Genomic DNA, 25,850 nt, shown 5'->3' on the forward strand with positions numbered 1-25,850 from the left:
ATGAATCCGGCGACGTTGCGCGGCATGGCCGCCCTGCCAGCGCGTCGCCGGCGCGCCGGTTTCACGCTGCTGGAACTGCTGGTGGTCATGGTGATCGCCGGCATCGTGATCTCACTGGTGGCGGTCAACGCCACGCCCAATGACCGCGGTCGCGTGCTCGACGACGGCCAGCGCATTGCCCGCCTGTTCGAACTTGCCCAGGAAGATGCGCAACTTGGCGCCCGCCCGCTGGCATGGGAGGGCGACGCCAGCGGCTGGCGCTTCCTGGAATCGACGCCGCAGGGCTGGTTACCGATCCGCACCGACGTGTTTGCGCCCGGCCAATGGCGGCTGCCGCTCGACGGCGCCGCAATCGTGCAGGGCGGACGCCAGCTCGGCACCGGCCCCGTGCGACTGATCTTTGGACGCGAGCTGATCGATGAGCCGCAGCGGCTGGTGCTCACGCGCGGCGACATTCGCGTCGATATCGTCGGCGACGGCAGCGGCCGCTACGTGGCGACGGTGACGCCATAATGCGCACTGTCCGCCGCCGCCGCGAGATCGGCTTCACGCTGATCGAGGTACTGGTCGCCCTGACGATCCTCGCCGTGGCGCTGACCGCCGCCATGCGCGCGATGGGATCGATGACCGAATCGAGCGCATCGCTGCAGCAACGCATGCTGGCCGAATTCAGCGCCGAGAACCATCTGGCCACGCTGCGCCTGTCGAAGACATGGCCCGAATCGGGCTCGCGCGGCTACGACTGCCCGCAGGGCGGCGTGCCGCTGTGGTGCGAGGAATCGGTTTCCGGCACGCCCAATCCGACATTCCGCCGCGTGGAAATTGCGGTCTACCCGTCGGCCACGAACAAATCCGTGCGCCTGGCCTGGCTGGTCACCCTGGTACCCAATGAAACGCGCAACGCCCTCTAAGCGCCACACGCGCACCGGCTTCACGCTGCTGGAAATGCTCGTAGCCATCACGCTGCTGGCGGTCATGGCCGTGATCGGCTGGCGCGCGCTCGACTCGCTGACGCGCACGCGCGAGCGGCTGACTGACCACGATGCACGGCTCGATGCGCTAAAAGTGCTGTACGGCCAGTTCCAGTCCGATTGCGAACATCTGGCGCTGCCGGGCCAATTGCAGGCCAGTCCCGTGGAATTCGCCGCGAACCAGTTGCTGATGGTGCGCGATCGCCGCAACGAGGGCCAGCCGCCCGCCTGGCAGGTGGTCGCCTATCGCCTGGACGGCAACACCCTGGTCCGTCTGGCCAGCCGGCCCGCCATGACGCGCAACGACGTGCAGAATGCGCTCGTCGCGCTGCGCCAGAGCGGCAACCCGAGCGGCCAGAGCGTGCAGGTGCGTCCGTTGCTAAACGATGCCGAGCGCCTTGCCGCGCGCGCGTGGGTGGAGCCTGCCGGCTGGCTGATCGATTCGGGCCGCGTGCGCGTGGCCCTCGCGCAAGGCGGCGCCATGATCAACGCGATCGAATCCGCCGGCGCCAGCGACGCGCAGGCCAGCAACAACATCAGCTCATCAGCGGCCATCCGCGCCGTGGAGCTGAACGTGCTGGCCCGTATGGGCGACGGCGACGCGCCGCGCCAGTTCCAGAAAATCTGCATGACGGGGATGTGATGCATCGCCACGCCCGCCCCGCTCTCTCGCGTTTGCCCTCCCCGGCTTCTCGTGTGCTGGCTGCCCGCCTGTCGCGGCGGCAGCGCGGCGCCGCCGTGGTCACGGCGCTGCTGATCGTGGCGCTGGCCGTCGTGGTGGTATCGGGCATGCTGTGGCGTCAGCAGGTGCAGATCCGCTCGATCGAAAACCAGCGGCTGGTGGCGCAGGCGGCGTGGATCGAACGTGCCGCCGTGGACTGGTCACGCCTGATCCTGCGCGATGACCAGCGGCGCTCGCGCGTCGATTACCTTGGCGAGCCGTGGTCGGTGCCGGTGGCCGAAACACGTCTGTCCGATTTTCTGGGCGCAGGCGTCAGTACCGATCAATCCGGCGAGACCTCGTTCGTTTCCGGCCGCATCCTCGATGCCCAGGCGCGCTTCAACCTGACCAACCTTTATGCCTGGCAGGCCGACGGCGCCGGCCGTGCAGCCAGTATCGACGTGCAGTGGCAGACGGCGTACAGGCGTCTGCTTCAAACGCTGGGCCTCGATGCCGGACTGGCCGAACCGACCGCGCAGTATTTCCTGCGCGCCGCCCGGGGCGTGCCGACCAACGGCCAGCCCGCGCCGCGTCCGCCCGACAGCGCCGACGACCTGCTGGCGATCCCGGGCTACACGCCCGCCATGGTCGCGGTGCTGGAACCATTCGTCACGGTGCTACCCGAGCGCACGGCGGTCAACGCCAACACGGCCGACGCCGAAGTGCTGTCCGCCGTGATCGACAAGCTGCCGGTCGATCGCGCGCGCGAACTGGTGCGCCAGCGCGACCGCTCGTATTTCAACAACGTCGGCGATCTCACTTCGCAGCTGCAGAGCATTGCGCCCCAGGCGTCGGTAACGCCCAATTCGCTCGATGTGCTGACCCACTATTTCCTGATCTATGGATTGGTCCGGCACGACCGCGCGCGACGCCTCAAGGTGTCGCTGGTGAAGCGCGCCGATGTGCTCGGCAGTGGCAACACCACGCGGATCCTCTGGACGCGCGATACCGACGCAATGCCGGAACAACGCTGAAAAATCGCGGCACCGCAAGCCGTTGCCGACTGGATCGCGTGTCGGACAAACGCTCTCACAGAATCGGATGTGACGCCTATTGACGCATGTAAGTCACACAGGCAAGGTATGCTGCTGTGCCAGCCCGGCAGGCTGCGGGCTGGTTTCACTGCGCCCTCCGCCAGCAGGCCGCTCCGGGAGAACCGGCTGGCGATGCCAAGCCCGCCACGCGCGTTCGACGCGACATTCTTGATGAAAACAGGGAAATCTTGAGTACCACGCTCTACGTCCGCCTGCCGCACCGGCCGCATGACCAGCCGCAACCGTGGCAATTTGGCGAGATGCCCTTTGCGCTGGTACGCGCGTCCGTCGGGGAAAAGAACCGCCGTGCAGGCCTGCCGCACGCGCCCGAGCTGTTGCGCGAAGGCCACGCACTGCCCGCGGCAATGCCCGCGGCGGATCGTCTTGTGCTGATCGTCGCAGCCAGCGACGTGCTGCTGACGGCCGCCATGGTGCCGCCGCTGCCGCCCGCCCGCCTGCGCCTGGCGCTGCCGAATCTCGTGGAAGACATGCTGGCCACGGACGCGGCACCGTGCCACATCGCGCTCGGCCCGGCGCTCGATAGCGCGGCCCTGCCACGCGGGCCGCGCCGCCGCCTGCTGATGGTCACCGATCGCGCCTGGCTGCGCGCGGCGCTCGACCAATTCGCCGAACACAAACACCGTCGCCGCAACGTCGTTCCCGCGCAGTTGTGCCTGCCGCTGGTGGATGCCACCGCGGCGCCTGCGCCGGCCCCGCTTACGCCCGCGCACCTGACGCCCGCCGCCGAGCCTGCGCTGGCCGATGCTGCCGATGCTGCCGACGTGCCTGCCGCTGCCGCCGACATGGCTGCCGCGCCAGCGCCGTCGATTGCGGTCGCCCCGGCCACAGCCGACGAGCAGGCCCAGCCCGCGACGCTGATGGTGGAACTGGCCGCTTCGGCGCTGGCGCAATCGGCATCGCTGCTAGACGCCGTCGCGCCGCCGCCCGCCTCCGCCGAATCGGCCCGGCTCTGGCAACTGACCGTGCGCACCGGCCCTTACGATGGCTACGGCCTGCTGCTCAACGATCAGGCGCTGGCGGCGTGGCAGGTGCTGGCGCCGGCCGGGCAGTGGCACGGCGACAAGGCCGCGTTGCGCCATGCGCCGATCGAGGCCTTGCGTACGCAACGCCCGGTGCCCTCTGCCTCGCGCATCTCCGACGACTGGCGCGTATGGCTGGCGGGCGCCGAAGCCTGCCTGCGCGAACCGCAGATCGACCTGGCCCAGTTCGAGTTTGCCCAGGGCCGCATGGATCGCTGGAACGTGCTCGCCTGGCGCGCGCCCGCGGCACTGGCCGTGGCGATCGTGCTGGTGCAGATCATCGGCATGAACGTGCAATGGCTGATGCTGCGCCAGGAATCGAAGCGCCTGGAACAGGCCCAGATCGATGTGCTGCACGCCGCGTTTCCCAATGTGCCGCCCGTGGCCGAGCCGGCGCTGCTGATGCGCCGCCAGATGGAACAGCTGCGCACCGCCAGCGGACGCAGCACGCCCAGCGACTTCCTGCCGCTGGCCGATACGTTCGCTCGCGCCGCGCGCGACCTTGCGCCGGACGCGCTGCAGCAGCTCGACTACCGCGCCGGCACGCTGTACGTCACCCTCAAATCCGGCACCAACACCAATGCGCTGCGCGATAGCGTGCGACAGGCTGGTCTGCAGATGGACGAAGACAAGAACCCACCCGACGCGGCGGTACGCGCCGGCGGCGCCGCCACACCACCGGGATCGCGCTGGACGGTCAAGGCGGAATCGCGCGCCGACGGCAAGGCGCAAGGCAGGGCCGGCGCATGAAACCCGTCATCCGTTCCGCTTCCGCCAGCCCGCTTTCGGCGCGCCTGAGCCGCCTGCGTCCGCGCATTCCCGAGCCATGGCGCGAGCGCTTCAGCGCATTCTGGAGCGCGCGCAATCCGCGCGAGCAGGCCATTCTGGGCGGCGGCACGCTGATTCTGGTACTCGTATTCGGCTATCTGGTGCTGTGGGAGCCGGCCGCCAGCGGCCGCGATCGCCTGATGCGCAACCTGCCCGCGCAACGCGCGGACCTGGCCGAAATGGAAACGCTGGCGCAAGAGGCGCGCGGGCTGCAGGCCCGTCCGGCGCCCTCGCTGCGTGGTGAAGCGCTGACGCAGGCGCTGCAGGACAGCCTTGGCCAGCACGGCCTGAAGGCAACCCGGCTGGCCGCCACCGGCGACAACGCCATCCAGGTCCAGCTCGACAAGGCGGCGTTCGGCGCCGTCGCGGGCTGGCTGCAGGATGTGCGCGCCCAGCAGCGGCTGAAGGTCACGGACGCACGCATCAGCTACGTCGGCGCCACCGCGCTGGTCAATGTGACGGCGACGCTGCAAGGTCCCGGCGCCGGCGGCCGCAACTGATGGCGCGCCTCGAAGCACTGCGCCTGCCCCGCCGCCGCGCGCGTACGCCGCGCGGCTGGCAGCGGCTGCGCTGGGCGTTGCTGGGCATCGTCACGGTCATCGTGACGATTGTCGCGTCGCTGCCTGCCGCCTGGATGGCCGATCGCGTCGCCGCCGAAACGCAGCGCCGCGTCCTCCTGGCGGATGCGGCCGGCACGATGTGGCAAGGCAGCGCCACGCTGGCACTGTCGGCGGGCGCGGGCAGCCAGACGGCCACTGTCCTGCCCGGCCGACTGTCCTGGAACGTGGCGTTCTGGCCGTTGCTTGGCGGAACGCTGCGCGTGGTGCTGGAACAGGACGCCACCATGGCCGCGCCCGTCACCGTGTCGGTGTCGCCCGCCGGCTGGACCGTGCAGCCCGGCAGCATGCGTCTGCCGGCATCGCTGCTGGAAGGCGTCGGCGCGCCGTTCAACACGCTGCGCCCGGACGGCACGATGCGCATCGACTGGACCGCGCTGCAAGGCCGTTTCGCCGGCAATCAGAAGTACGGACATCTGAGCGTGCAGCTCGACCAGATGTCCGCCGCGGTCAGCCGCCTGCGCCCGCTGGGCAGCTATCGCGCGGACGTCGACCTCACCGGCGCCGGCGGCAAACTGCAGTTGAAAACCACGGCTGGGCCGCTGTACCTGGAGGGCAGCGGCACCCTGGGCCGACAGGCGCGCTTTGAAGGCACGGCGCATGCCGCGCCCGATGCCGCCACCCAGCTGGCAGGCCTGCTGAGCCTGCTGGGACGAACAGAAAACAACGTTACGAGGCTGCGCTTCTGAAACGCGAAGCCGCACGCTTGGAACCGATGATGAAAACGCAAGCACACCACCACTTCTACCGTACCGCCTGCGCCCGCGCCACGGCGCTGTTGTGCAGCCTGTCGCTGCTGGCGCCCGCCACCCTGTGGGCGCAGCCGCAACAGCAGGCGCCGCAGCCCAACGACATCACGCCGCGCAATCGCGACCAGGTGGTGCTGAACTTCGTCAATGCCGACCTCGAATCGGTGGTCAAGGCGGTGGGACAGGCCACGGGCAAGAACTTCGTGATCGATCCGCGCGTGAAGGGCACCGTCAACCTCGTGACCGAGCAGCCGGTGTCGCGCGCGCAGGCGCTGGAAACGCTCGGGTCCGTGCTGCGCATGCAGGGCTACGCGATGGTCGAATCCAACGGCTTCACCAAGGTGGTGCCCGAGGCCGACGCCAAGCTGCAGGGATCGCCGACCGTGATCGGCGCGGGAAGCAGCCGCGGCGATCAGGTCGTGACGCAGGTGTTCCGCCTGAACTATGAATCGGCCAACAACCTGGTGCCGGTGCTGCGCCCGATGATCGCGCCGAACAACACCATCACGGCATACCCGGCCAACAACACGCTGGTGATCACTGACTATGCCGACAACCTGCGCAGGCTGGCCCGCATCATCGCTGCCGTCGACGCGCCGGCTTCGGGCGAGGTGGAACTGATTCCGCTGAAGAACGCCGTGGCCAGCGACGCCGCCGTGGTGCTGCAAAAGCTGCTCGACCCGTCCGCGGCGGGCGGGGCCGGCGGTGGCGCGCCTGGCGACGCCACGCTGCGCACCACCGTGGTGGCCGAGCCGCGCAGCAACTCGCTGATGGTTCGCGCCTCAAGCCGCGCGCGTGTGCAGCAGGCGCGCCAGTTGATCGAGAAGATCGACCAGCCGTTTGCACGGCCCGGCAATATCTGGGTAGTGCCGCTGAAGAATGCCGATGCCGTCAAGCTGGCGGCCACGTTGCGCGCCATCGTCGCCGCCGACGCCTCGTTTGCCAGCACCACCCAGCCCGGCGGACAACCAGGTGTCGCCGCGGGCACCGCGGCGCAGAACACCACGCTGCCGCAGAGCGGGCAGTACACCGGCGGCAGCAGCGCCGGCTACAACCGCGGCGGCTCAAGCTCGGGCGGCTTTGGCGGCACGAGCGGCTCCAACGCGTTTTCGGCGTCGTTTGCCGTGAACCAGCAGCCCACCACCGGCGGCACTATCCAGGCCGATCCGTCCACCAATTCGCTGATCATCACCGCCAGCGAGCCGGTGTACCGCAACCTGCGCGGCGTGATCGACGATCTCGATGCGCGCCGCGCGCAGGTGTATATCGAGTCGATGATCGTCGAGGTCACGGCATCGCAGGCCGAGCAGCTCGGCATCCAGTGGCAGGGCATCGTCAACCAGGCGGGCAACACGCTCGGCGTGATCGGCACCAACTTCGGCACGGGCGGCCAGAACATCCTGAACCTGACGCTGGCGGGCCTGCTGTACCGGAACAACAACACGGCTGGCATCGCCGCCGCGCAGCAACTGGTGCCGGACCTGGGCGGCCTCAATATCGGCGTGGTCAACAAGTCGGCCGGACTGGGCGCGCTGCTCAGCGCGCTGGGCTCCAACGACAGCGTGAACCTGCTGTCGACGCCGAACCTGATCACGCTGGAAAACGAGGAAGCGAAGATCCTGATCGGCCAGAACATCCCGATCACGACCGGTTCGTACGCGCAGACCGGCAACACGTCGACCGTCTCGCCGTTCCAGACCTTCGACCGCAAGGACGTCGGCATCACGCTGCGCGTGCGCCCGCAGATCACCGAAGGCGGCCTGGTGAAGATGCAGATCTACCAGGAATCGTCGTCGGTGGTGGCCAACACGGCCAACCTGATCCAGGGGCCGACCACCAACGTGCGATCGATCGAAACCAACGTGCTGGTCGACGACGGCCAGATCATCGTGCTCGGCGGGCTGATCGAAGACAGCTATGGCGACGGCGTGCAGAAGGTGCCGCTGCTGGGCGACATTCCCTACCTCGGATCCCTGTTCCGTTACGAGAACAAGAATCGCAAGAAGACCAATCTGCTGGTGTTCCTGCGTCCGTACGTGATGCGTACGGCGAGCGCGACCGACCGCCTCACGCAGGACCGTTACGAATTCATCCGCGGCCAGCAGCAGGGCTTCGTGTCGCCTAACATGATCGTGCGGGACAAGGACACGCCGGTGCTGCCGCCGGCCGATTCGCCGGGCGCGCCGTTTGTCGATCCGCGCTACAACGGGCCGGTGCAATCGCCGCTGCCGCTCGATCCAACGCCGCCGGCCACGCCTGCCCCAGCGCCGCAAGGCGCGCCGCGATCGACCGCACCCCGGCCGCTGTCGCTCGATGACCAGTCGTTTGGCAAGCGCCAGGCGCCGCAGAGCTGACGCGCAGGACACACGCATCGCCATGGCAACCGAAACTCTCGCCCATCCCGCCCCCGGGGCCGACGCCCCGCTCGAGCCGCCGTCACCGATGGCGGCTCGGCTGGTGTCCTATTCGTTCTCGCGCGAAGCGCCCCTGCTGATCGCCCACCAGCGCCCCGACGGTCTCGAGGTGTGGGTGAGCCGCAAGACCTCGCCAGCGGCGCTGGCCGAAGTGGCGCGCGTGCACGGCGCGCTGCACCTGCGCGTGCTGGAATCGGCGGCGCTGGAGGCGGCCATGTCCGATGCTTACAACCGCCAGGACGGCTCGGCCGCGCAGGTGGTGGGCGAAGTCGAGGGCGAAGTCGACCTGTCGCGGCTGATGCAGGACATTCCCGCCGTGGAAGACTTGCTCGAATCCGAGGACGACGCGCCGATCATCCGCATGATCAACGCGCTGCTCACGCAGGCCGCGCGCGAGCAGGCATCGGACATCCACATCGAACCGTTCGAATCCGCATCGGTGGTGCGCTTCCGCGTGGATGGCACGCTGCGCGATGTGGTGCGTCCGAAGAAGGCGCTGCACGGCGCGTTGATTTCGCGGATCAAGATCATGGCGCAGCTCGACATCGCCGAAAAGCGTCTGCCGCAGGACGGCCGCATCACGCTGCGCGTGGGCGGGCGTCCCGTCGATGTGCGGGTGTCGACGCTGCCGACCGGCCATGGCGAGCGCGCCGTGCTGCGGCTGCTCGACAAGGAAGCGGGCCGGCTCGATCTGGCCAAGCTGGGCATGGCGCCCGGCACGCTGGCCGGCTTCGACCACCTGATCCGGCAGCCGCACGGCATCGTGCTGGTGACCGGCCCGACCGGTTCGGGCAAGACCACCACGCTCTACGCGGCGCTGTCGCGGCTCGATTCGCACACCACCAACATCATGACCGTGGAAGATCCGATCGAGTACGACCTCGACGGCATCGGCCAGACGCAGGTGAATCCGCGCATCGACATGACGTTCGGCAAGGCGCTGCGCGCCATCCTGCGGCAAGACCCGGACGTGGTGATGATCGGCGAAATCCGCGATCTCGAAACCGCGCAGATCGCGGTGCAGGCGTCGCTGACCGGTCACCTGGTGCTGGCCACGCTGCACACCAACGATTCGGCGTCGGCCGTGACGCGGCTCGTCGATATGGGGATCGAGCCGTTCCTGCTGTCGTCGTCGCTGCTCGGCGTGCTGGCGCAGCGGCTGGTACGCCGCCTGTGCCCGCATTGCAAACGCGAGGAAGTGATCGAGGTGACCGCCGCCGAAGCCGAAGTGCTGCACGCGCAGGGCAAGCCGCTGCAGCGCGTCTGGCACGCGGTGGGCTGCGACAAATGCGGCCATTCGGGCTATCAGGGGCGCATGGGCGTGTACGAACTGCTGACCGTCGACAGCGACATCCAGACGATGATCCACCGCCAGCAGCCGGAATCCGAGATCAAGCAGGTGGCGCTGTCCAAGGGCATGCACACGATGCGCGCCGACGCACAGCGCTGGATCGACAGCGGCGCCACGGCGCTTGAAGAAGTCCTGCGCGTCACGCGCGAGTAAGAAGCAAGGAACCTGACGCAGCATGCCCGCCTATCGCTACGAAGCCGCCGACGCCGCAGGCCGCGTCGACCGCGGCGTGATCGAAGCCGACAGTCCGAAGCAGGCGCGCTCGCAATTGCGCGCACGGGGTCTGACGCCCATCACGGTCGATCCGCTGGCTGGCGCGGGACTGGCCCAGCGCAGCGGCAGAAGCATGTTCGTGCGCCGGCTGTCCACGCAGGAACAGGCGCTGTTCACGCGCCAGCTGGCCAGCCTGATCGTCTCGGGACTGCCGCTGGACGAAGCATTGGGCGCGCTGGCCGACCAGGCCGAACGCCAGTACGTGCATGAACTGCTGGCCGGTATTCGCGCCGAGGTGATGGGCGGCAGTTCGCTATCGGTGGCGCTGGCCCAGCATCCGAAGGACTTTCCCGATATCTATCGCGCGCTGGTCTCGGCCGGCGAACATTCCGGCCATCTGGGCGTGGTGCTGGAGCGTCTGGCCACGTATATCGAAACGCGCAACGCGCTGACGTCCAAGATCCGCCTCGCCTTCACTTATCCGGCCATCGTGACCGTGGTTGCGTTTGCGATCGTGATCTTCCTGCTGTCGTATGTGGTGCCGCAGGTGGTCAGCGTGTTCGCCAACACCAAGCAGAAGCTGCCGACACTGACCATCGTGATGCTGTGGCTGTCGGATTTCGTGCGCAACTGGTGGTGGGCCGGGCTGATCCTGATCGGCATAATCGTCGCGATCCTGCGCAGCCTGCTCAAGCAGCCCGACATCCGGCTCTCGTGGCATCGCTGGCTGCTGACCGCGCCGCTGGTGGGCAAGCTGATCCGCGGCTACAACACCGCGCGCTTTGCCAGCACGCTGGCGATTCTCGTATCGGCCGGCGTGCCGATCCTGCGCAGCCTGCAGGCGGCCGGCGAAACGCTGACCAACGTCGCGCTCAAGACCAATGTCGACGATGCCACCACGCGCGTGCGCGAAGGCGCCTCGCTGGCGCGCGCGCTGGCCGCGCAGAACCAGTTTCCACCGGTGCTGGTGCACCTGATCCGCTCCGGCGAAGCGACGGGCAACCTGCCCGTCATGCTGGAACGCGCAGCCACCGGCGAAGGCCAGGAACTGGAACGCCGCACGCTGTTCCTGACCAGCCTGCTGGAGCCGCTGCTGATCCTGACGATGGGTGTAGTGGTGCTGATGATCGTGCTGGCCGTGCTGATGCCGATCATCGAGATCAACCAGCTGGTGCGCTAGCGCAATCGCGCGCCAACGCACCCGGCCCGCAAGCCGGCCGCGCGCGGCTCAGGCGCTCGCCTTCTTGGCCGGCGCACGCTTGCGCGGCGCGGCCTTCTTGGCGGCGGGCTTTTTCCTGGCGGCCGGTTTCGCGGCGGGCGCGGCATCGGCTTCGGCGGACGCTTCGGTCACGGGTTCGGCAACCGCCTCTGCGGTCGGCTCAGCAACCGGATTCGCCGTCGCGCGGGCGGCGGCCGGCGCGGTGTCCTGCGTCACTTGCGCAGACAGCACCGTCGAGCCCGGCGCAGCAAATACCGACTGATCGATCGGCCACGGCGTTTCGCTGAGCTTCACGTCGGGACGCCGCGTGCGTCGGCCCCGGTTCTTCGGCGCGTCGTCCGCGTCCATGTCCACGGTTTCGGAGATCAGCGTCGAAGCCGTGCCGGCCGATTCATCTTCCAGCGCGGCCGACAACGCCGGCGCGGGTTCGTCGATAGCATCGAGGTCAACCACCGGCGCGGGGGTCTCCACCGGCGGCACCGCTTGCGCGACCGTATGCGCGGGCTGCGGCGCAGGCGACGGCCTTGCCGGCGCGGGGCGCTGCGACGACTGTTGCGACGATTGCGGCGCCGGCTGTTGCTGCGGTTGCTGCGGCTGGCCGCCCTCGCTCCGGCGCTTCTTCAGCCGCACCCAGATGGTCTTGTTGTTGCCGCCGTTGCGCGTTTCGACTTCGAACAGGTTGGTCGCCGCCACCAGCTCGGAAAGCTTGCCGTAGCCGTAATTGCGCGAATCGAATTCGGGCGCCTGCTTGGCGATGTAGTTGCCGATGCCGCCGAGCGTGGACCAGCCGTCTTCGTCGGACACCGCCTGCGAGGCGCTTTGCAGCAGCCGCACCAGGCGCGAATCCTGCCGCAATTCCTGCGAGCTGCGGCGTCGCGCCGGCGCGGCACCCGTTTCCGCATCGGTGTCGCCGTCGCCTTCACCGTCGCCTTCTGCGGCGCGCAGCACATCGGAATAGATGAACTTGTCGCATGCGGTGACGAAAGGCTTGGGCGTCTTGCGCTCGCCGAAACCGTAGACGGTCAGGCCTTGCTCGCGGATGCGCGAGGCGAGGCGCGTGAAGTCGCTGTCGCTGGATACGATGCAGAAGCCGTCGAAGCGGCCGGTGTAGAGCAGATCCATCGCGTCGATGATCATCGCGCTGTCGGTCGCGTTCTTGCCGACGGTGTAGCGGAACTGCTGGATCGGCTGGATCGAATGCGCCAGCAGGCGGTCCTTCCAGCCCGACAGGTTCGGGCGCGTCCAGTCGCCGTAGATGCGCTTGACGGCGGCGACGCCGTATTTCGCCACTTCGGCCAGCAGGCCTTCGACGATGGCCGGAGCGGCGTTGTCGGCGTCGATCAGCACGGCCAGGGTTGCGCCCTGGCGAGGGGAATTGGTCATGGTCGGATCAGGTTGGATGGATGCCGGTTGCACCATCTCGATGCCCCGGGGGTGTGCTGCGTGGGACGCCGCGAACCGGTCGCGTGCGCCATTTGGATGCACCGCAGTGTACACGCGCCGCGCCACTGTATACGGGAAATCACGGGGGTATCTGGCGCGTTTTATGCTGCATCGCACGGTACCGCGGTCTGCACGCCGGTGCTACCATGCCGCGCAGAGACACAGTCCTCCAGCGCCTCCACAAGAGGTTGCCGGAACGACTGCCCAAAACAGATGTGTCGGTGATCCCGACAGCATGCCCCTAGAGGAGCCCCCATGAACGCCCCCCTGACCCCACCGGTCAGCGACGCCATCCGCCGCGCGCTCGAAAACGTTTCCCTGGAAGACAAATACACGCTGGAGCGTGGCCGCATCTACATCAGCGGCACGCAGGCGCTGGTACGGCTGCCGATGCTGCAGCAGGAACGCGACCGCGCCGCGGGACTGAATACCGCCGGTTTCATTTCCGGCTATCGCGGCTCGCCGCTCGGCGCGCTGGACCAGTCGCTCTGGAAGGCCAAGAAGCATCTTGCCGCGCACAACGTCGTGTTCCAGGCCGGGCTGAACGAAGATCTCGCCGCCACGGCGGTGTGGGGCTCGCAGCAGGTGAACATGTATCCGGATGCGAAGTTCGATGGCGTGTTCGGCATGTGGTACGGCAAGGGCCCGGGCGTCGATCGCACCGGCGATGTGTTCAAGCACGCCAATTCGGCAGGATCGAGCCAGCACGGCGGCGTGCTGGTGCTGGCCGGCGACGACCACTCGGCCAAATCCTCGACGCTGGCGCACCAGTCCGAACACATCTTTAAGGCATGCGGGCTGCCGGTGCTGTATCCATCCAACGTGCAGGAATATCTCGACTACGGTCTGCACGGCTGGGCCATGAGCCGCTACTCGGGCCTTTGGGTGGCGATGAAGTGCGTGACCGATGTAGTGGAATCGTCCGCATCGGTGGAACTCGATCCGCACCGCGTGCGCATCGTGATCCCCGACGATTTCGCATTGCCGCCGGGCGGCCTCAACATTCGCTCGCCCGATCCGCCGCTGGAACAGGAAGCGCGGCTGCTCGACTACAAGTGGTACGCGGGCCTGGCCTACGTGCGCGCCAATGGCATCGACCGCATCGAGATCGATTCGCCGCACGCGCGCTTCGGCATCATGACCGCCGGCAAGGCGTATCTCGACACGCGCCAGGCGCTGTCCGACCTTGGCCTGGACGACCAGACCTGCGCGCAGCTTGGCATCCGCCTGTACAAGGTGGGCTGCGTGTGGCCGCTGGAAGCGCACGGCGCGCGCGCCTTTGCCGAAGGGCTGCAGGAAATCCTCGTGGTCGAGGAAAAGCGCCAGATCATGGAGTACGCGCTCAAGGAAGAGCTGTATAACTGGCGCGACGACGTCCGTCCCAAGGTCTACGGCAAGTTCGACGAGCGCGACAACGCGGGCGGCGAATGGTCGATCCCGCAGAACAACTGGCTGCTGCCCGCACACTACGAACTGTCGCCGGCGCTGATCGCCCGCGCCATCGCCACGCGGCTGGAAAAATTCGACCTGCCTGCCGATGCGCGCGCGCGCATCGCGGCGCGCCTGACCATTATCGACGCCAAGGAAAAGGCGCTGGCTACGCCGCGCGTGACGGCCGAGCGCAAGCCGTGGTTCTGCTCCGGCTGCCCGCACAACACATCGACCAACGTGCCCGAAGGATCGCGCGCGCTGGCCGGCATCGGCTGCCACTACATGACGGTCTGGATGGACCGCAACACCAGCACCTTCAGCCAGATGGGCGGCGAAGGCGTGGCGTGGATCGGCCAGGCGCCGTTTGCGGGCGACAAGCACGTGTTCGCCAATCTGGGCGACGGCACCTATTTCCATTCCGGCCTGCTGGCGATCCGCGCGTCGATCGCCGCCGGCGTGAACATCACCTACAAGATCCTCTACAACGATGCGGTGGCGATGACCGGCGGGCAGCCGGTCGACGGCCAGCTGTCGGTGCAGGACATCGCGTATCAGGTGGCCGCCGAGGGCGCGAAGAAGATCGTCATCGTCACCGACCAGCCCGAGAAGTACAACAGCGCGATCAAGTTGCCCGAGGGGCTGACCGTACATCCGCGCGAACAGCTTGACGACATCCAGCGCGAGCTGCGCGAAGTGCCGGGCTGCACGATCCTGATCTACGACCAGACTTGCGCCACGGAAAAGCGTCGGCGCCGCAAGCGCGGCACGTTCCCCGATCCGGCACGCCGCGCGTTTATCAACGACGCGGTCTGCGAAGGCTGCGGCGATTGCTCGGTCAAGTCGAACTGCCTGTCGGTGGAACCGCTGGAAACCGAACTGGGCACCAAACGCCAGATCAACCAGTCGTCGTGCAACAAGGATTTCTCCTGCCTGAACGGTTTCTGCCCGAGCTTTGTGACGGCCGAAGGCGCGCAGGTGCGCAAGCCGCAGGCGCTGGGCATCGCCATGAATGGCCTGCCTGCCCTGCCCGATCCCGCGTTGCCAGCCATCCGCCGCGCCTACGGCATCCTGGTCACCGGCGTGGGCGGCACCGGCGTAGTGACGATCGGCGGACTGCTCGGCATGGCCGCGCACCTTGAAAACAAGGGCGTCACCGTGCTCGATATGGCCGGCCTGGCGCAGAAAGGCGGCGCCGTGCTGTCGCACGTGCAGATTGCGGAGAAGCCCGATGACCTTCACGCCACGCGCATCGCCATCGGCGAAGCCGATCTGGTGATTGGTTGCGACGCCATTGTGTCGGCCACCGACGAGGTGATTTCCAAGACCCAGCCGGGCCGCACCCGCGCCGTGGTCAACACCGCGCAGACGCCGACGGCCGCGTTCATCAAGGACCCGAAATGGCAGTTCCCGGGTCTTTCGGCCGAAACGGACATCCGCAACGCGGTGGGCGATGCGTGCGATTTCATCAACGCCAGCGCGCTGGCGGTGGCGCTGCTCGGCGACACGATCTACACCAATCCGCTGGTGCTCGGCTATGCGTGGCAGAAGGGCTGGATCCCGCTGTCGCTGCAGGCGCTGGAGCGCGCGATCGAACTCAATGGCGTGGCCGTCGACAAGAACCGCGCCGCGTTCGAGTGGGGCCGGCACATGGCGCACGATCCCGAGCATGTGCTGTCGCTGACCGGCAAGCTGAAGACGCAGATGCAGGGCGCCGAGGTGGTCAAGCTGCCGACATCGAGCGGCGCGCTGCTGGAAAAGCTGATCGCCAATCGTGCGGAATTGCTGACGCAGTACCAGAACGCCGCCTACGCCGAACAGTATCGCCAGGCCGTCAATCGCGTGCGCACCGCCGAAAGCGCGCTGGTGGGCGCGGGCAAGCCGCTGCCGCTGACCGAAGCCGCCGCGCGCAACCTGGCCAAGTTGATGGCGTACAAGGACGAATACGAAGTGGCGCGTCTGTACACCGATCCGGTTTTTCTCGACAAGCTGCGCGCCCAATTCGAAGGCGAACCGGGACGCGACTACCAGCTCAATTTCTGGCTCGCGCCGCCCGCCACGGCAAAGCGCGACAGCAAGGGCCATCTGGTCAAGCGCCGTTTCGGTCCGTCGACGATGACGCTGTTCCGCTTGCTTGCCAGGCTAAAGGGATTGCGCGGCGGCCCGCTCGATGTCTTCGGCAGGACCGAGGAACGGCGCACCGAACGCGCGCTGATCGGCGAATATCGCGCGCTGCTCGACGAATTGTCGGCGGGCCTCACCGCCGCCAACCACGAGACGGCGATTGCGCTGGCCAATGTGCCTGACGACATCCGCGGCTTCGGTCACGTCAAGGAAAACAATCTCAAGGCGGCGCGCGGCAGGTGGTCGAAACTGCTGGAGCAGTTCCGGCATCCGCATAGTGGGCAGCAGGCCGCCTGACCAGCCGAGGCATTGCGATCGCCGGGCCGGGCGCTTCAGCATCGGCCCCCGCATGGCTACACTGTGGACCTCTCAACCCCCAAGGTAGCCATGCTATTGCGCCCCTATCGCCCCGCTGACGAAACCGCCGTTGTGGATTTGTGGCAAGCCTGCGGCCTGACACGTCCGTGGAACGATCCGCACAAGGACATCGCCCGCAAGCTGACCACGCAGCCCGAGCTGTTCCAGGTTGGCGAGATCGACGGCCGGCTGATGGCGACGGCGATGATCGGCTACGACGGGCACCGCGGCTGGGTCTATTACCTGGCCGTCGATCCGCAGTACCAGGGGCGCGGCTACGGGCGTATGCTGATGGCCCGCGCCGAGGCGTTGCTGATCGAACGCGGCTGCCCGAAGATCAACCTGTTGGTACGCGACACTAACGACGCCGTGCTGGCTTTCTACGACAGACTCGGCTACGGCCGCGACGCGGCGGTCAGTCTGGGCAAGCGGCTGATCCCGGACCAGTAGCAGCCGGCGGCAAGACACTCAACCCGACAAGAGACGCCATGACGACCTATCACGGAAGCTGTCACTGCGGCCGCATCGCCTTCGAGGCCGACGGCGAGATCACGCAGGTGCTGCAATGCAATTGCACGATCTGCCGCCGGCGCGGCCACCTGCTCTGGTTTGTGCCCAAAGCCCAGTTCCGGCTCAAGACGCCCGATGAAAACGCGTCCACCTATCGCTTCCACACCATGAAAATCGCGCACCGCTTCTGCCCGGTCTGTGGCTGCGGTCCCTATGCCGAGGCCAGCGACCCCCAAGGCAATCCGACCGCGGCGGTCAACGTGCGCTGCGTCGACGACATCGACCTCGCAAGCCTGAAGGTGATCGAGTACGACGGCCTGCACAGGTAACCCAATCACCGCGCCCATCATGTTCGCCATTCGCGGAATCGATCATCTCGTGCTGCGCACCGCCGACGTCGGCAGGATGGTGCGCTTTTATGTCGATGTGCTCGGCTGCGTGGTCGAAAAGGAACAGCCCGCCTTTGGGCTGACCCAACTGCGCGCGGGCAGCGCGCTGATCGACCTCGTGTCGCTCGACGGCCCGCTTGGGCGTGCGGGCGGCGCAGGCCCGGGCGCCGAAGGCCGAAATCTCGACCATTTTTGCCTTCGCATCGATCCGTTCGATATCCACTCGCTACGATCGCATTTTGATATTCATCGTATCGATATCGGGCACGTGGAGCAACGTTACGGCGCCGAAGGCCAAGGCCCATCGGTCTATCTGAAGGACCCCGACGGCAACACCGTGGAATTGAAGGGGCCGCCAAACACCCCCTGAAGTACGCATTTCCGCAGGCGGGGCGAGGCCGATACAATTTGTGCTTCCTCGACCAAGCCTCGCTGCCGGCGCCCCCCTTCGCGCCGGGCGCGCCATGACCGCCTCCGCCGCCCCCCACTGTCCGCCCTCCGCCGCATTGCCGCCCCGTCACATTGTCTGGACACTCGGCGTGACCGAAGTGATCAGCTGGGGCACGCTGTATTTCACATTCACCGTTTTTATCGACCCGATGCAGCAGTCGCTCGGCTTCGGCAAGCCGTTCCTGGCGGGCGGTTTTTCGCTGGGGCTGCTGGTGTGGGCGATGTGCTCGTTCGCGGTGGGTCGGCTGCTCGATCGCGTGCCGGCGTACAAGGTGATGAGCAGCGGGTCCGTGCTGGCGGCGATCGGACTGGTGTTGTGGGCGTGGTGCCCATCGCCGGCAATGTTCCTGCTGATGTGGATACCGCTGGGGCTGGCCATGGCGTCCACGCTCTACGAGCCCGCTTTCGTCGTGCTGCGCCAGGCCTATGGCGACAGCTATCAGAAGCCGATCGTGCAGGTGACGCTGCTGGCGGGCTTTGCCAGTACCATCTTCATCCCGTTGGGCCAATGGCTCGCGCTTCATCTGGGATGGCGCGAGACGCTGCTGATATTTGCCGCGCTGAACCTGTTTGTCTGCGCGCCGCTGCATGCGCGCCTGCGCTACGCGGTGCATCCCACGTACCTGCAGGCCAGCGCGCATGCCAGTGCGTCGCCTGCCGGCGCGGCGTCGTCGGGCATCGCGCGCAGCACGCTGCGCCAGCCGGTGTTCTGGGCCGTGGTGATCGCGTTCACCGCGACGGCCGTGATCGCGTCGCTGCTCGGTGCGCATCTGACTCCGATGCTGACCGAGAAAGGCATGCCGGTGGCGCAGCAGCTGGTAGTGGCCGCGCTGATCGGTCCGGCGCAGGTGGCCGGGCGGCTGGCGATGGCGCGCCTGCCTATCAGTCATCCCGTGCGGCTGTCGCTGCCCGTGTATATCGTCATGAGCATCGGCCTGCTGTGCCTGACCCTGGGCCACGGCTACTGGCTGATGGTTGCGGCCATTTGCTACGGTTGCGCCAACGGCGTGAACACGATGCTGCGCGCGATGGCGATGCCGGAACTGATTTCGCGTCATCACTATGCAACGCTCAATGGGTTAATGATGACGCCGGTGCTGCTGATGCAGGCCGCCGCGCCGTGGTTCGGCGCGCTGCTGTGGCGCGCCGCCGGCGGTTATTGGCTGATGCTGTGGGTCATGGTGGCGCTGGCCGTGGGCGCGCTTGGCGCATTCGCTTTCGCGCTGCATCGCCGCGGACTGCTGCGGCACTCGCCGGTGCCCGCCTGATCGGCGCCACGAAGTCCGTCCCTGAATCGTTGTCTGGCTGTACTTGATGTCTGAATATTCGATCGAAACCGATTCCTCTACCGTTCTTGCTGCGCCGTCGCCGACGGCGGTTTCGCGCGCCACGCGCGGCACCATGGCGCTGTTCTTCGCCAATGGCGCAACCTTCGCCACCTGGGGCGTGCACATTCCCACCATCAAGGCGCGCTTCGAGCTGTCCGACGCCATGTTGTCGCTGGCGATGCTGGCCGTGGCCGGGGGCGCCATCGTCGCCATGGGCCCGGTGGGCCGATGGGTGGCCAGGCTGGGCAGCGCGCGGGCGTCGATGATCGGCGGCGTGGCCTTTGCGGCCATGACGCTGGCCATCCTGGCGATTCCCAGCTTTGCGCTGCTGCTGCCCACCTTGCTGATCTTCGGCATGGCCAACGCCCTGTTCGACGTCGCCATGAATGCGCAGGCGGCCACTGTCGAAGCCAGCCGCAGCACACGGCCCGTGATGTCGGCGCTGCACGGCATGTTCAGCCTGGGCGGCATGATCGGGGCAGCGTTCGGCGGCCTGATGTTGTCGCTGGGCGTGCCGCCACTGGCGCACGCGGCGATGATCGCGGCGATGACGGCCGCCGTCGCCGCGGGCACGACGCGCGGACTGTTGGCCGACCATCCAGTGTCGCCGTCGGCCGCGCATCATCGCGACCACGCCACGCGCGCGCTGTGGCTGCTTGGCCTGTTGGCTTTCCTGGGACTGATCGGCGAAGGCGCGATGTACGACTGGACGGCGGTCTACATGCGCGACGTGGCCATGGCGCCGCTGGACTGGGCCAGCTTTGGCTACGCGGCGTTCTCGGGCGGCATGGCGTGCGGCCGTTTCGGCGGCGACCGACTGCGCGCGCGGTTTGGCGATGCGCGCACGCTCACCGGCAGCGCGTGGCTGGGTTTCACCGGCATCGCGCTGGCCATCGCCGCGCCGCTGCCGCTGGCGGTGCTGGTCGGCTTTGGCCTGATGGGGCTCGGCGCCGCAAATATGGTGCCGATCTTCTTCGTGGCCGCCTCGCGGCTGCCCGGCGTCAGCGCGGCCGAAGCGATCTCGCGCGTGGCGCGCTTTGGCTATGTGGGACTTCTGCTGGGGCCGGTGCTGATCGGCGGTGTGGCCCACCTGTCCGACCTGCGCCTAGGCATCGCCCTGGTGGCGTTGACGATGGGCTATATCGCGCTGTTCGGCGCACGCGCCGCGCGCCGCTATCTCACGACCTGATCACCATCGGGTCCCGCCCGACGGCTGAGCCGGCCGCAATGGTTGCGCACCGGCGCCGATGTCGCGCCAATCCCGCGGCCTATGCCGCGCGCGACGCCGCTGCGCGCCCGGCGCCCATGCCGTCGAAAACGAAGGTATCCATCGCCAGTACGCCGTACGTCACCTCGTCGGCCACGCGCGTGACGCGGGCCGCCTCGCCCGGCGTGGCGGCCGGTCCCAGCGCCGCGCCCAGCGTGACGTAGAACGGCAGCAGATGCTCGTCGGTCGGATGCGCGCGGCGCGCATACGGCGCCTGCGCGCGGTAATCGGCAATGCGACCGACATCGCCCGTGGCCAGCGTCTCGTCGAGCGCGTCGATCATCCAGTTGCGGAACGCATCGACATAGGGCTCGGTTGCCGGACCGTGTTGCGCGCGGCGCTCGCCGCCGCCGAACACTTCCTGGAGGTTGTGCGTAAAGCTGCCCGAGCCGATCACAAGCACGCCTTCCTCGCGCAACGGCGCCAGCGCGCGGCCGATGTCGATCTGCGTGGCTGGGGTCAGATACGGATTGAAGGCCAGTTGCACCACCGGCATATCGGCGTCCGGAAAGAAATGCCGCATCGGCATCCACGCGCCGTGGTCCAGCGGACGCTCTTCGTCCTCGGCGACGAAGCCCGCGCCGGGGATTGCCGCCGCCTCGATCAACGTCTTGACCCGCGCGGCCAGTTCCGGCGATCCCGGCGCGTCGTAGCGCAGCATGTAGAGCTCGCGCGGAAAACCGCCGAAGTCGTGCCACGCTTCCTGTCGCGCGCGCGTGCCGACCGCCAGCGTGCTGTAGATCCAGTGCGCGGACACGATCAGCACGGCCTTCGGCTTGAGCGCGCGCAGGCGTGCGCCGAGCGCATCGAACGCGGCGCCGGTCGGGCCGGGGTCGATCGCCAGCATGGGCGATCCGTGGGACACATAAATGGCGGGAAGCAGGGTAGTCATGGCGGCAAGCCGTTCAGCTGTTTTATGCAATGACATCAGTCTGGCAACGATGGCGCGCCGTGGGCGTAGCCATTTGCGGACACCTCGTGCAAAAAACTTGAACCTCGGACGCTTACTTCACACCGGGCGCAGCGTCCGCGATGCGCAAGCGTGGGATCCGGCACACACTTGCATGGCCGTTTGTCCACGGCGACGACAGCCGCAAGGCGAATCGGCCTATGATATTGGCTCGGATGCCATGAATGCATCCAGCCGGAGAGCCCTGTGTCGAAGCGTTTCGATCCCTTGCACGCCCTGCCCCACGCGCTGTGGTGGCAGCCCGGCGTCTATGGGAGCGGCCCTGCCCTGCTGCTGTGGATCGTGGCCCGGCTGCCAGCCGACATGCTGGCCGAAGTGGTTGGCCATCCCGGCGCCTCGGCATTGATCAATCACGCGGGCGACACGGTTTTCATGACCGGCTGGCTCGCCAGCGGCGCGTGGCTCTGGTTCACGCGCAAGCGGCCGCCCCCGCGCAAGACGCTTGAAGCGCTCCAGCCGCTCGACATGGGCGCGCCCGCCGAATCGCAGTCCAACGTCGGCCAGCGCTAGGCCGGACCCGTCCGCCGCTTTCGTCCCATCTGTAAGGAATCGCTTAATATGGCGGCTTGCGTCACCGCCGGGACACATCGGCGGGGGCATCCACCGGTTCTTTCCTCGTTGTTCTCGCCTCATGTCCGTTACCGCAACAACTGCCAACGATCTCTCCAGAGCCACCCGACGACGCGCGATCATCGCCGCCACCATCGGCAATGGCCTGGAGTGGTTCGACTTCACCGTCTACAGCTTCTTTGCCGTCATCATCGCCAAGCTTTTCTTTCCCACCGGCGATGATCTGACTTCGTTCCTGCTGACCGTCGCCACCTTTGGCGTAGGCTTTTTCATGCGCCCGGTCGGCGCCATCGTGCTGGGCGTCTATGCCGACCGCGTCGGCCGCAAGGCGGCGCTGACGCTGACGATTCTGCTGATGGCGCTGGGTACCGCGATCATCGGCCTGGCGCCCACTTATCAGTCGATCGGCCTGTGGGCCCCGGCGCTGATCGTGCTGGCCCGCCTGATCCAGGGTTTTTCGGCCGGCGGCGAAGTCGGCGGCGCGACCGCCTTCCTGATCGAGCACGCCCCTGACGCCGAACGCGGCGCCTACGCAAGCTGGCAGCAGGCCAGTCAGGGGATTTCTTTCATGCTGGGCGCCGCAATGGGCGCGCTGGTGACCAACGGTCTCGACCAGGCCCAGATCGACGCATGGGGCTGGCGCATCCCGTTCCTGTTCGGGCTGTTGATCGGCCCGGTCGGCATGTATATCCGATCCCACCTGGAAGAGCCGCCCGAGTTCGAGGCGCGCCAGGCCGAACGCCGTGCCAGCAAGGTCAAGTTCTCGCCGCTGTCGCAAGTGCTGCGCGACCATCCGCGCGAAGTGCTGGCTGGCCTGGGCGTCACCATCCTGTGGACCGTCTGCACCTACGTGCTGGTGTTCTACATGCCGTCGTACGCCAAGCAGCAACTGGGACTGCCACTGGGTGCAACGTTCCAGTCGACCGCGATTTGCGGCGCCATCATCCTGGTGCTGTGCCCGCTGATGGGCATGCTGTCTGACCGCGTCGGCCGCAAGCGCATGCTCAGCGTCGTGGCGCTACTGATCCTGGCGTTGGCTTACCCGCTGTTCCACTGGCTCAACGTATCGCCGACCACATCGACGCTGCTGCAGGTGCAGATCGTGCTGGGCATTCTGCTGGCTGCATTTACGGGACCGGCGCCGGCCGTGTTGGCAGAGCAGTTCCCGACCGAAGTGCGCTCCACCGGCTTGTCGCTGGCGTACAACTTCGCGGTGACCATTTTCGGCGGCTTCGCTCCGCTGATCGTGACGTGGCTGATCGAGTCGACGCATAACAAGCTGGCGCCGGCGTTCTATGTGATTGCCGCCGCCGCCATCAGCTTTGTCGCGCTGCTGTTCATGCACGACCGCACCGGCAAGAAACTGGCCTGAGCGACAATCCCGCCGCCAGCGAAAAAGCCAGCCTCCGGGCTGGCTTTTTTATATGGTCCGCCGATTCAAATAATCGCGATTGTTATTTGCGAAAACACTCGATCATTCGATACATTGCAGTACTGCATATTCAAAAAATAACACCCTTGTATTGCACAGGTTATTTTCCTTTTCTGGATTGCGACTGCGGGATGTTTCCCGCAGAAGAAGGGGAATCTCCATGGCAAGAAAAATCGGGATGCTACGCGTTATTTCCAGTGCCATTCTTTTATCGGTTTCGGCACATGCTCACAGCGAAGATAATCGACTATTCGTCAAACGCTCCTTGCTGAAGGCCTCCCCCACGGTTGGCGCGATGCTGCAATCCCCCGGCACCGGAGACCTTAGCGTCACGGCAGTGCAGAGCAACATCGTCGCGCAAGAATCGGACAGCATCACGCTGGAATTGCCCAAGGGCGTGGTGGCTACGGCGCGGCGCGTTCAGTTCGAGACCAACCCTGACGGCACGCAGATCTGGAAAGGCTCGTTCCGTCCCAAGCTGCTCAAAGCCGGACAGGATTCTGGCGAGGCCACCGAGGACCCTGCCAATTCCGTGATCCTGCTGCGCAATGGCAATCAGGTCACCGGGTCGGTGCGCCTGAACAGCAAGCTCTACACCATCCAGCCGCTGGAAGGTGGCGATCACGTCGTGATCGAAGTCGACGAGTCCAGTCTTCCGCCAGAATCCGAGCCCGAAGTAGCGAATGACGAGGAAGCGTCGGATGCCTCGTGCTACACGGCCTGGTCGGCCTCGGAGATATACGCCAAGCCAGGAGCGAAGGTGTCGCACGGCGGCCGCAGCTTCGAAAACAAGTGGTGGACGCGCGGCGAAACGCCGGACCCGACCAAGCCGTACGGCGCATGGAAAGACCTGGGGGCATGCGGCTCGCCATCGCCATCGCCCTCACCGTCGCCGTCGCCGTCGCCATCCCCTTCGGCCGCGACGTGCAACGCCGCATGGTCGAAGACCCAGACCTATGCGACGGCCGGAATCAAGGTCACGCATGCCGGCAGAAACTACCAGAGCAAATGGTGGACGCGCGGCGACGATCCGTCCCAGGCCGGGCCCTATGGCGCGTGGAAGGATATCGGCGCCTGCGAGGCCCCCCCGGCTCCGGCTCCCGTTCCGGCGCCGACACCATCCCCAGCGCCCACTCCAGCTCCGACACCATCGCCCGCTCCGACTCCGACTCCGACTCCGACTCCGGCTCCGACACCGTCGCCCGCTCCGGCTCCGACACCATCGCCGGCTCCCGTTCCGACTCCTACACCAACGCCAGCTCCCGCTCCGGCTCCGACACCAACGCCAGCTCCCGCTCCGACTCCGTCGCCCGCTCCCACTCCGGCTCCGACACCATCGCCAGCTCCGGCTCCGGCTCCGACTCCAACGCCAGCTCCGGCTCCGTCACCAACGCCAGCTCCCGCGCCCGTATCGGATATGACCACGCTACGCGTTCTGGTGGCTGCGACGAAGCAGGCAAAAGCCAACATCGCCGATCTGGATGGCATGGCGCAACTGGCCATCGCCGAATCCAACCAGGGCTTCGAGAACAGCAACCTGCCGATCCGGTTTGAACTGGCGGGCACCTATGTCATTCCCGACTACGTCGAAAGCGGCACCTTCCACGATCAGCTAGCCCGTGCCAGGAGCAAGAACGATGGCGCCATGGACGATCTGCACGCTGTCCGCGCCAGCACCAGAGCCAACATCGTCACCGTGCTCCTGAATTCAAGCGGCGAATGCGGCCTCGCTGCCGTCAATGCCACGGCAAGCACGGCCTTCACCGCCGTCGGCCGCACGTGCGCCATCGGCAACTACACGTTCGCGCACGAGATCGGCCACCTGCTTGGCGCCACGCATGACGAGCAGACCAGCACCAACAAGAACTATCCATACGGCTATGGCTACAAGCTGCCGGGCAAATGGCGCACGATCATGGCGTATTCGTGCTCCAGCGGTGGAGACTGCCCGCGTTTGAATTACTGGTCCTCGCCAACACTGAGCTTCCGGGGCGTGCCACTGGGCGACGCGACCAAGCACGATAACCGGCGGGTGCTGGACCAACGCCGCAAGACCGCGGCAACCTGGCAATAGGCGGGAACAATAAGGCCCTCGCCGCGCACCGATCCGCAACATCGCAAAAGCCAGCCAACGCGCTGGCTTTTTTGTTTTCGATTTCATTCACCGACGCTTTTAATTTTATCGACGAGATAATTCAGAGCCGCCATGCTTATTTCAGAATGCGCCAATCCAATATGGAGACCCTTGAAATCAAAACGCTATTTTCCTTATCTGGATGCCATCGCGAGCACGGCCTTGCGGCAGAAGGGGAAATTCCATGGCAAAAAAATACGGCAGGCTACGTGTGATTTCGGGCGTCATTGCATTCTCTGTTTCTACCCACGCCTATTGCGCTGAAAATCGACTGTTTGTAAAGCGAACGCT

General features: G+C 66.7%; 21 protein-coding genes. 19 read left to right on the top strand and 2 right to left on the bottom strand.

What is annotated here, in order from left to right; genetic code table 11:
- The 10 genes from F7R19_RS26320 (at position 1) to gspF (ending at position 11,118) form a co-directional block, all read left to right on the top strand.
- Entirely contained in the window at positions 1-513 is a 513-nt protein-coding gene (locus F7R19_RS26320) for a prepilin-type N-terminal cleavage/methylation domain-containing protein (RefSeq protein WP_061953624.1), read from the top strand.
- A complete protein-coding gene (gene gspI / locus F7R19_RS26325; RefSeq protein WP_061953622.1) occupies positions 513-911 on the top strand; it encodes a type II secretion system minor pseudopilin GspI in 399 nt (132 codons plus the stop codon). Before F7R19_RS26320 ends, gspI begins: the two co-directional genes overlap by 1 nt.
- A complete protein-coding gene (locus F7R19_RS26330; RefSeq protein ID WP_150982529.1) occupies positions 889-1,614 on the top strand; it encodes a PulJ/GspJ family protein in 726 nt (241 codons plus the stop codon). The genes gspI and F7R19_RS26330 overlap by 23 nt, the downstream gene beginning before the upstream one ends.
- A complete protein-coding gene (gspK, locus tag F7R19_RS26335; RefSeq protein ID WP_150982530.1) occupies positions 1,614-2,666 on the top strand; it encodes a type II secretion system minor pseudopilin GspK in 1,053 nt (350 codons plus the stop codon). Before F7R19_RS26330 ends, gspK begins: the two co-directional genes overlap by 1 nt.
- Positions 2,667-2,914: 248 nt before the next feature.
- Complete coding sequence (gene gspL, locus F7R19_RS26340; RefSeq protein WP_150982531.1) at positions 2,915-4,516, top strand: type II secretion system protein GspL; 1,602 nt, start codon at positions 2,915-2,917, stop codon at positions 4,514-4,516.
- A complete protein-coding gene (locus F7R19_RS26345; RefSeq protein WP_150982532.1) occupies positions 4,513-5,094 on the top strand; it encodes a type II secretion system protein M in 582 nt (193 codons plus the stop codon). The genes gspL and F7R19_RS26345 overlap by 4 nt, the downstream gene beginning before the upstream one ends.
- Entirely contained in the window at positions 5,094-5,900 is an 807-nt protein-coding gene (locus F7R19_RS26350; protein WP_061953612.1) for a type II secretion system protein N, read from the top strand. Before F7R19_RS26345 ends, F7R19_RS26350 begins: the two co-directional genes overlap by 1 nt.
- Positions 5,901-5,929: 29 nt before the next feature.
- Positions 5,930-8,314 carry a type II secretion system secretin GspD gene (gspD, locus tag F7R19_RS26355; RefSeq protein ID WP_150982533.1) on the top strand — a complete coding sequence of 795 codons (2,385 nt, stop codon included), beginning with the start codon at positions 5,930-5,932 and terminating at the stop codon, positions 8,312-8,314.
- 88 nt (positions 8,315-8,402) lie between these two features.
- The gene (gene gspE / locus F7R19_RS26360) at positions 8,403-9,878 is read left to right on the top strand and encodes a type II secretion system ATPase GspE (RefSeq protein WP_061953610.1); all 1,476 of its coding nucleotides are present in this window, start codon (positions 8,403-8,405) and stop codon (positions 9,876-9,878) included.
- A gap of 22 nt (positions 9,879-9,900) precedes the next feature.
- The gene (gspF, locus tag F7R19_RS26365; protein WP_150982534.1) at positions 9,901-11,118 is read left to right on the top strand and encodes a type II secretion system inner membrane protein GspF; all 1,218 of its coding nucleotides are present in this window, start codon (positions 9,901-9,903) and stop codon (positions 11,116-11,118) included.
- Positions 11,119-11,166: 48 nt separating this feature from the next.
- Here gspF and F7R19_RS26370 read toward each other — a convergent pair whose 3' ends face one another.
- The gene (locus F7R19_RS26370) at positions 11,167-12,540 is read right to left on the bottom strand and encodes an NYN domain-containing protein (RefSeq protein WP_150982535.1); all 1,374 of its coding nucleotides are present in this window, start codon (positions 12,538-12,540) and stop codon (positions 11,167-11,169) included.
- Between the two features lie 315 nt (positions 12,541-12,855).
- Here F7R19_RS26370 and F7R19_RS26375 point away from each other — a divergent pair, with 315 nt between their 5' ends.
- The 6 genes from F7R19_RS26375 (at position 12,856) to F7R19_RS26400 (ending at position 20,375) form a co-directional block, all read left to right on the top strand.
- On the top strand, positions 12,856-16,449 hold the full coding sequence (locus tag F7R19_RS26375; protein WP_150982536.1) for an indolepyruvate ferredoxin oxidoreductase family protein: 3,594 nt from the start codon (positions 12,856-12,858) through the stop codon (positions 16,447-16,449).
- A gap of 90 nt (positions 16,450-16,539) precedes the next feature.
- The gene (locus tag F7R19_RS26380; RefSeq protein ID WP_150982542.1) at positions 16,540-16,959 is read left to right on the top strand and encodes a GNAT family acetyltransferase; all 420 of its coding nucleotides are present in this window, start codon (positions 16,540-16,542) and stop codon (positions 16,957-16,959) included.
- Positions 16,960-16,997: 38 nt separating this feature from the next.
- Positions 16,998-17,348 (top strand): GFA family protein, encoded by a 351-nt coding sequence (locus F7R19_RS26385; RefSeq protein WP_150982537.1) that lies wholly within the window; start codon positions 16,998-17,000, stop codon positions 17,346-17,348.
- Between the two features lie 19 nt (positions 17,349-17,367).
- Entirely contained in the window at positions 17,368-17,778 is a 411-nt protein-coding gene (locus tag F7R19_RS26390; RefSeq protein ID WP_150982538.1) for a VOC family protein, read from the top strand.
- A gap of 94 nt (positions 17,779-17,872) precedes the next feature.
- A complete protein-coding gene (locus F7R19_RS26395) occupies positions 17,873-19,126 on the top strand; it encodes an MFS transporter (protein WP_150982539.1) in 1,254 nt (417 codons plus the stop codon).
- 133 nt (positions 19,127-19,259) lie between these two features.
- Positions 19,260-20,375 (top strand): MFS transporter, encoded by a 1,116-nt coding sequence (locus F7R19_RS26400; protein ID WP_223505924.1) that lies wholly within the window; start codon positions 19,260-19,262, stop codon positions 20,373-20,375.
- Positions 20,376-20,454: 79 nt separating this feature from the next.
- Here F7R19_RS26400 and F7R19_RS26405 read toward each other — a convergent pair whose 3' ends face one another.
- Positions 20,455-21,336 carry a DODA-type extradiol aromatic ring-opening family dioxygenase gene (locus F7R19_RS26405; protein ID WP_150982543.1) on the bottom strand — a complete coding sequence of 294 codons (882 nt, stop codon included), beginning with the start codon at positions 21,334-21,336 and terminating at the stop codon, positions 20,455-20,457.
- 315 nt (positions 21,337-21,651) lie between these two features.
- Between F7R19_RS26405 and F7R19_RS26410 the strand changes: the two genes are divergently transcribed.
- From F7R19_RS26410 to F7R19_RS26420, 3 genes are all read left to right on the top strand, one after another.
- The gene (locus F7R19_RS26410) at positions 21,652-21,933 is read left to right on the top strand and encodes a hypothetical protein (RefSeq protein WP_407648861.1); all 282 of its coding nucleotides are present in this window, start codon (positions 21,652-21,654) and stop codon (positions 21,931-21,933) included.
- Positions 21,934-22,054: 121 nt separating this feature from the next.
- Positions 22,055-23,365: an MFS transporter gene (locus tag F7R19_RS26415; protein WP_061953565.1), complete on the top strand. Its 1,311-nt coding sequence runs from the start codon at positions 22,055-22,057 to the stop codon at positions 23,363-23,365.
- 325 nt (positions 23,366-23,690) lie between these two features.
- Entirely contained in the window at positions 23,691-25,499 is a 1,809-nt protein-coding gene (locus F7R19_RS26420) for a M12 family metallo-peptidase (protein ID WP_170292657.1), read from the top strand.
- Positions 25,500-25,850 lie beyond the last annotated feature (351 nt).

This window comes from Cupriavidus pauculus, from assembly GCF_008801835.1.
GTDB classification, from domain to species: domain Bacteria; phylum Pseudomonadota; class Gammaproteobacteria; order Burkholderiales; family Burkholderiaceae; genus Cupriavidus; species Cupriavidus pauculus.

Bases quoted from the DNA above. Each gene is read 5' to 3' on its own strand.
- F7R19_RS26415 (WP_061953565.1), top strand. From the start codon at position 22,055: ATGTCCGTTACCGCAACAACTGCCAACGATCTCTCCAGAGCCACCCGA.
- F7R19_RS26380 (WP_150982542.1), top strand. From the start codon at position 16,540: ATGCTATTGCGCCCCTATCGCCCCGCTGACGAAACCGCCGTTGTGGAT.
- F7R19_RS26400 (WP_223505924.1), top strand. From the start codon at position 19,260: ATGGCGCTGTTCTTCGCCAATGGCGCAACCTTCGCCACCTGGGGCGTG.
- F7R19_RS26345 (WP_150982532.1), top strand. From the start codon at position 4,513: ATGAAACCCGTCATCCGTTCCGCTTCCGCCAGCCCGCTTTCGGCGCGC.
- gspF (WP_150982534.1), top strand. From the start codon at position 9,901: ATGCCCGCCTATCGCTACGAAGCCGCCGACGCCGCAGGCCGCGTCGAC.
- F7R19_RS26350 (WP_061953612.1), top strand. From the start codon at position 5,094: ATGGCGCGCCTCGAAGCACTGCGCCTGCCCCGCCGCCGCGCGCGTACG.
- gspE (WP_061953610.1), top strand. From the start codon at position 8,403: ATGGCGGCTCGGCTGGTGTCCTATTCGTTCTCGCGCGAAGCGCCCCTG.
- F7R19_RS26390 (WP_150982538.1), top strand. From the start codon at position 17,368: ATGTTCGCCATTCGCGGAATCGATCATCTCGTGCTGCGCACCGCCGAC.
- F7R19_RS26320 (WP_061953624.1), top strand. From the start codon at position 1: ATGAATCCGGCGACGTTGCGCGGCATGGCCGCCCTGCCAGCGCGTCGC.
- gspK (WP_150982530.1), top strand. From the start codon at position 1,614: ATGCATCGCCACGCCCGCCCCGCTCTCTCGCGTTTGCCCTCCCCGGCT.
- gspD (WP_150982533.1), top strand. From the start codon at position 5,930: ATGAAAACGCAAGCACACCACCACTTCTACCGTACCGCCTGCGCCCGC.
- F7R19_RS26330 (WP_150982529.1), top strand. From the start codon at position 889: ATGAAACGCGCAACGCCCTCTAAGCGCCACACGCGCACCGGCTTCACG.
- gspI (WP_061953622.1), top strand. From the start codon at position 513: ATGCGCACTGTCCGCCGCCGCCGCGAGATCGGCTTCACGCTGATCGAG.
- F7R19_RS26385 (WP_150982537.1), top strand. From the start codon at position 16,998: ATGACGACCTATCACGGAAGCTGTCACTGCGGCCGCATCGCCTTCGAG.
- F7R19_RS26395 (WP_150982539.1), top strand. From the start codon at position 17,873: ATGACCGCCTCCGCCGCCCCCCACTGTCCGCCCTCCGCCGCATTGCCG.
- F7R19_RS26375 (WP_150982536.1), top strand. From the start codon at position 12,856: ATGAACGCCCCCCTGACCCCACCGGTCAGCGACGCCATCCGCCGCGCG.
- F7R19_RS26370 (WP_150982535.1), bottom strand. From the start codon at position 12,540: ATGACCAATTCCCCTCGCCAGGGCGCAACCCTGGCCGTGCTGATCGAC.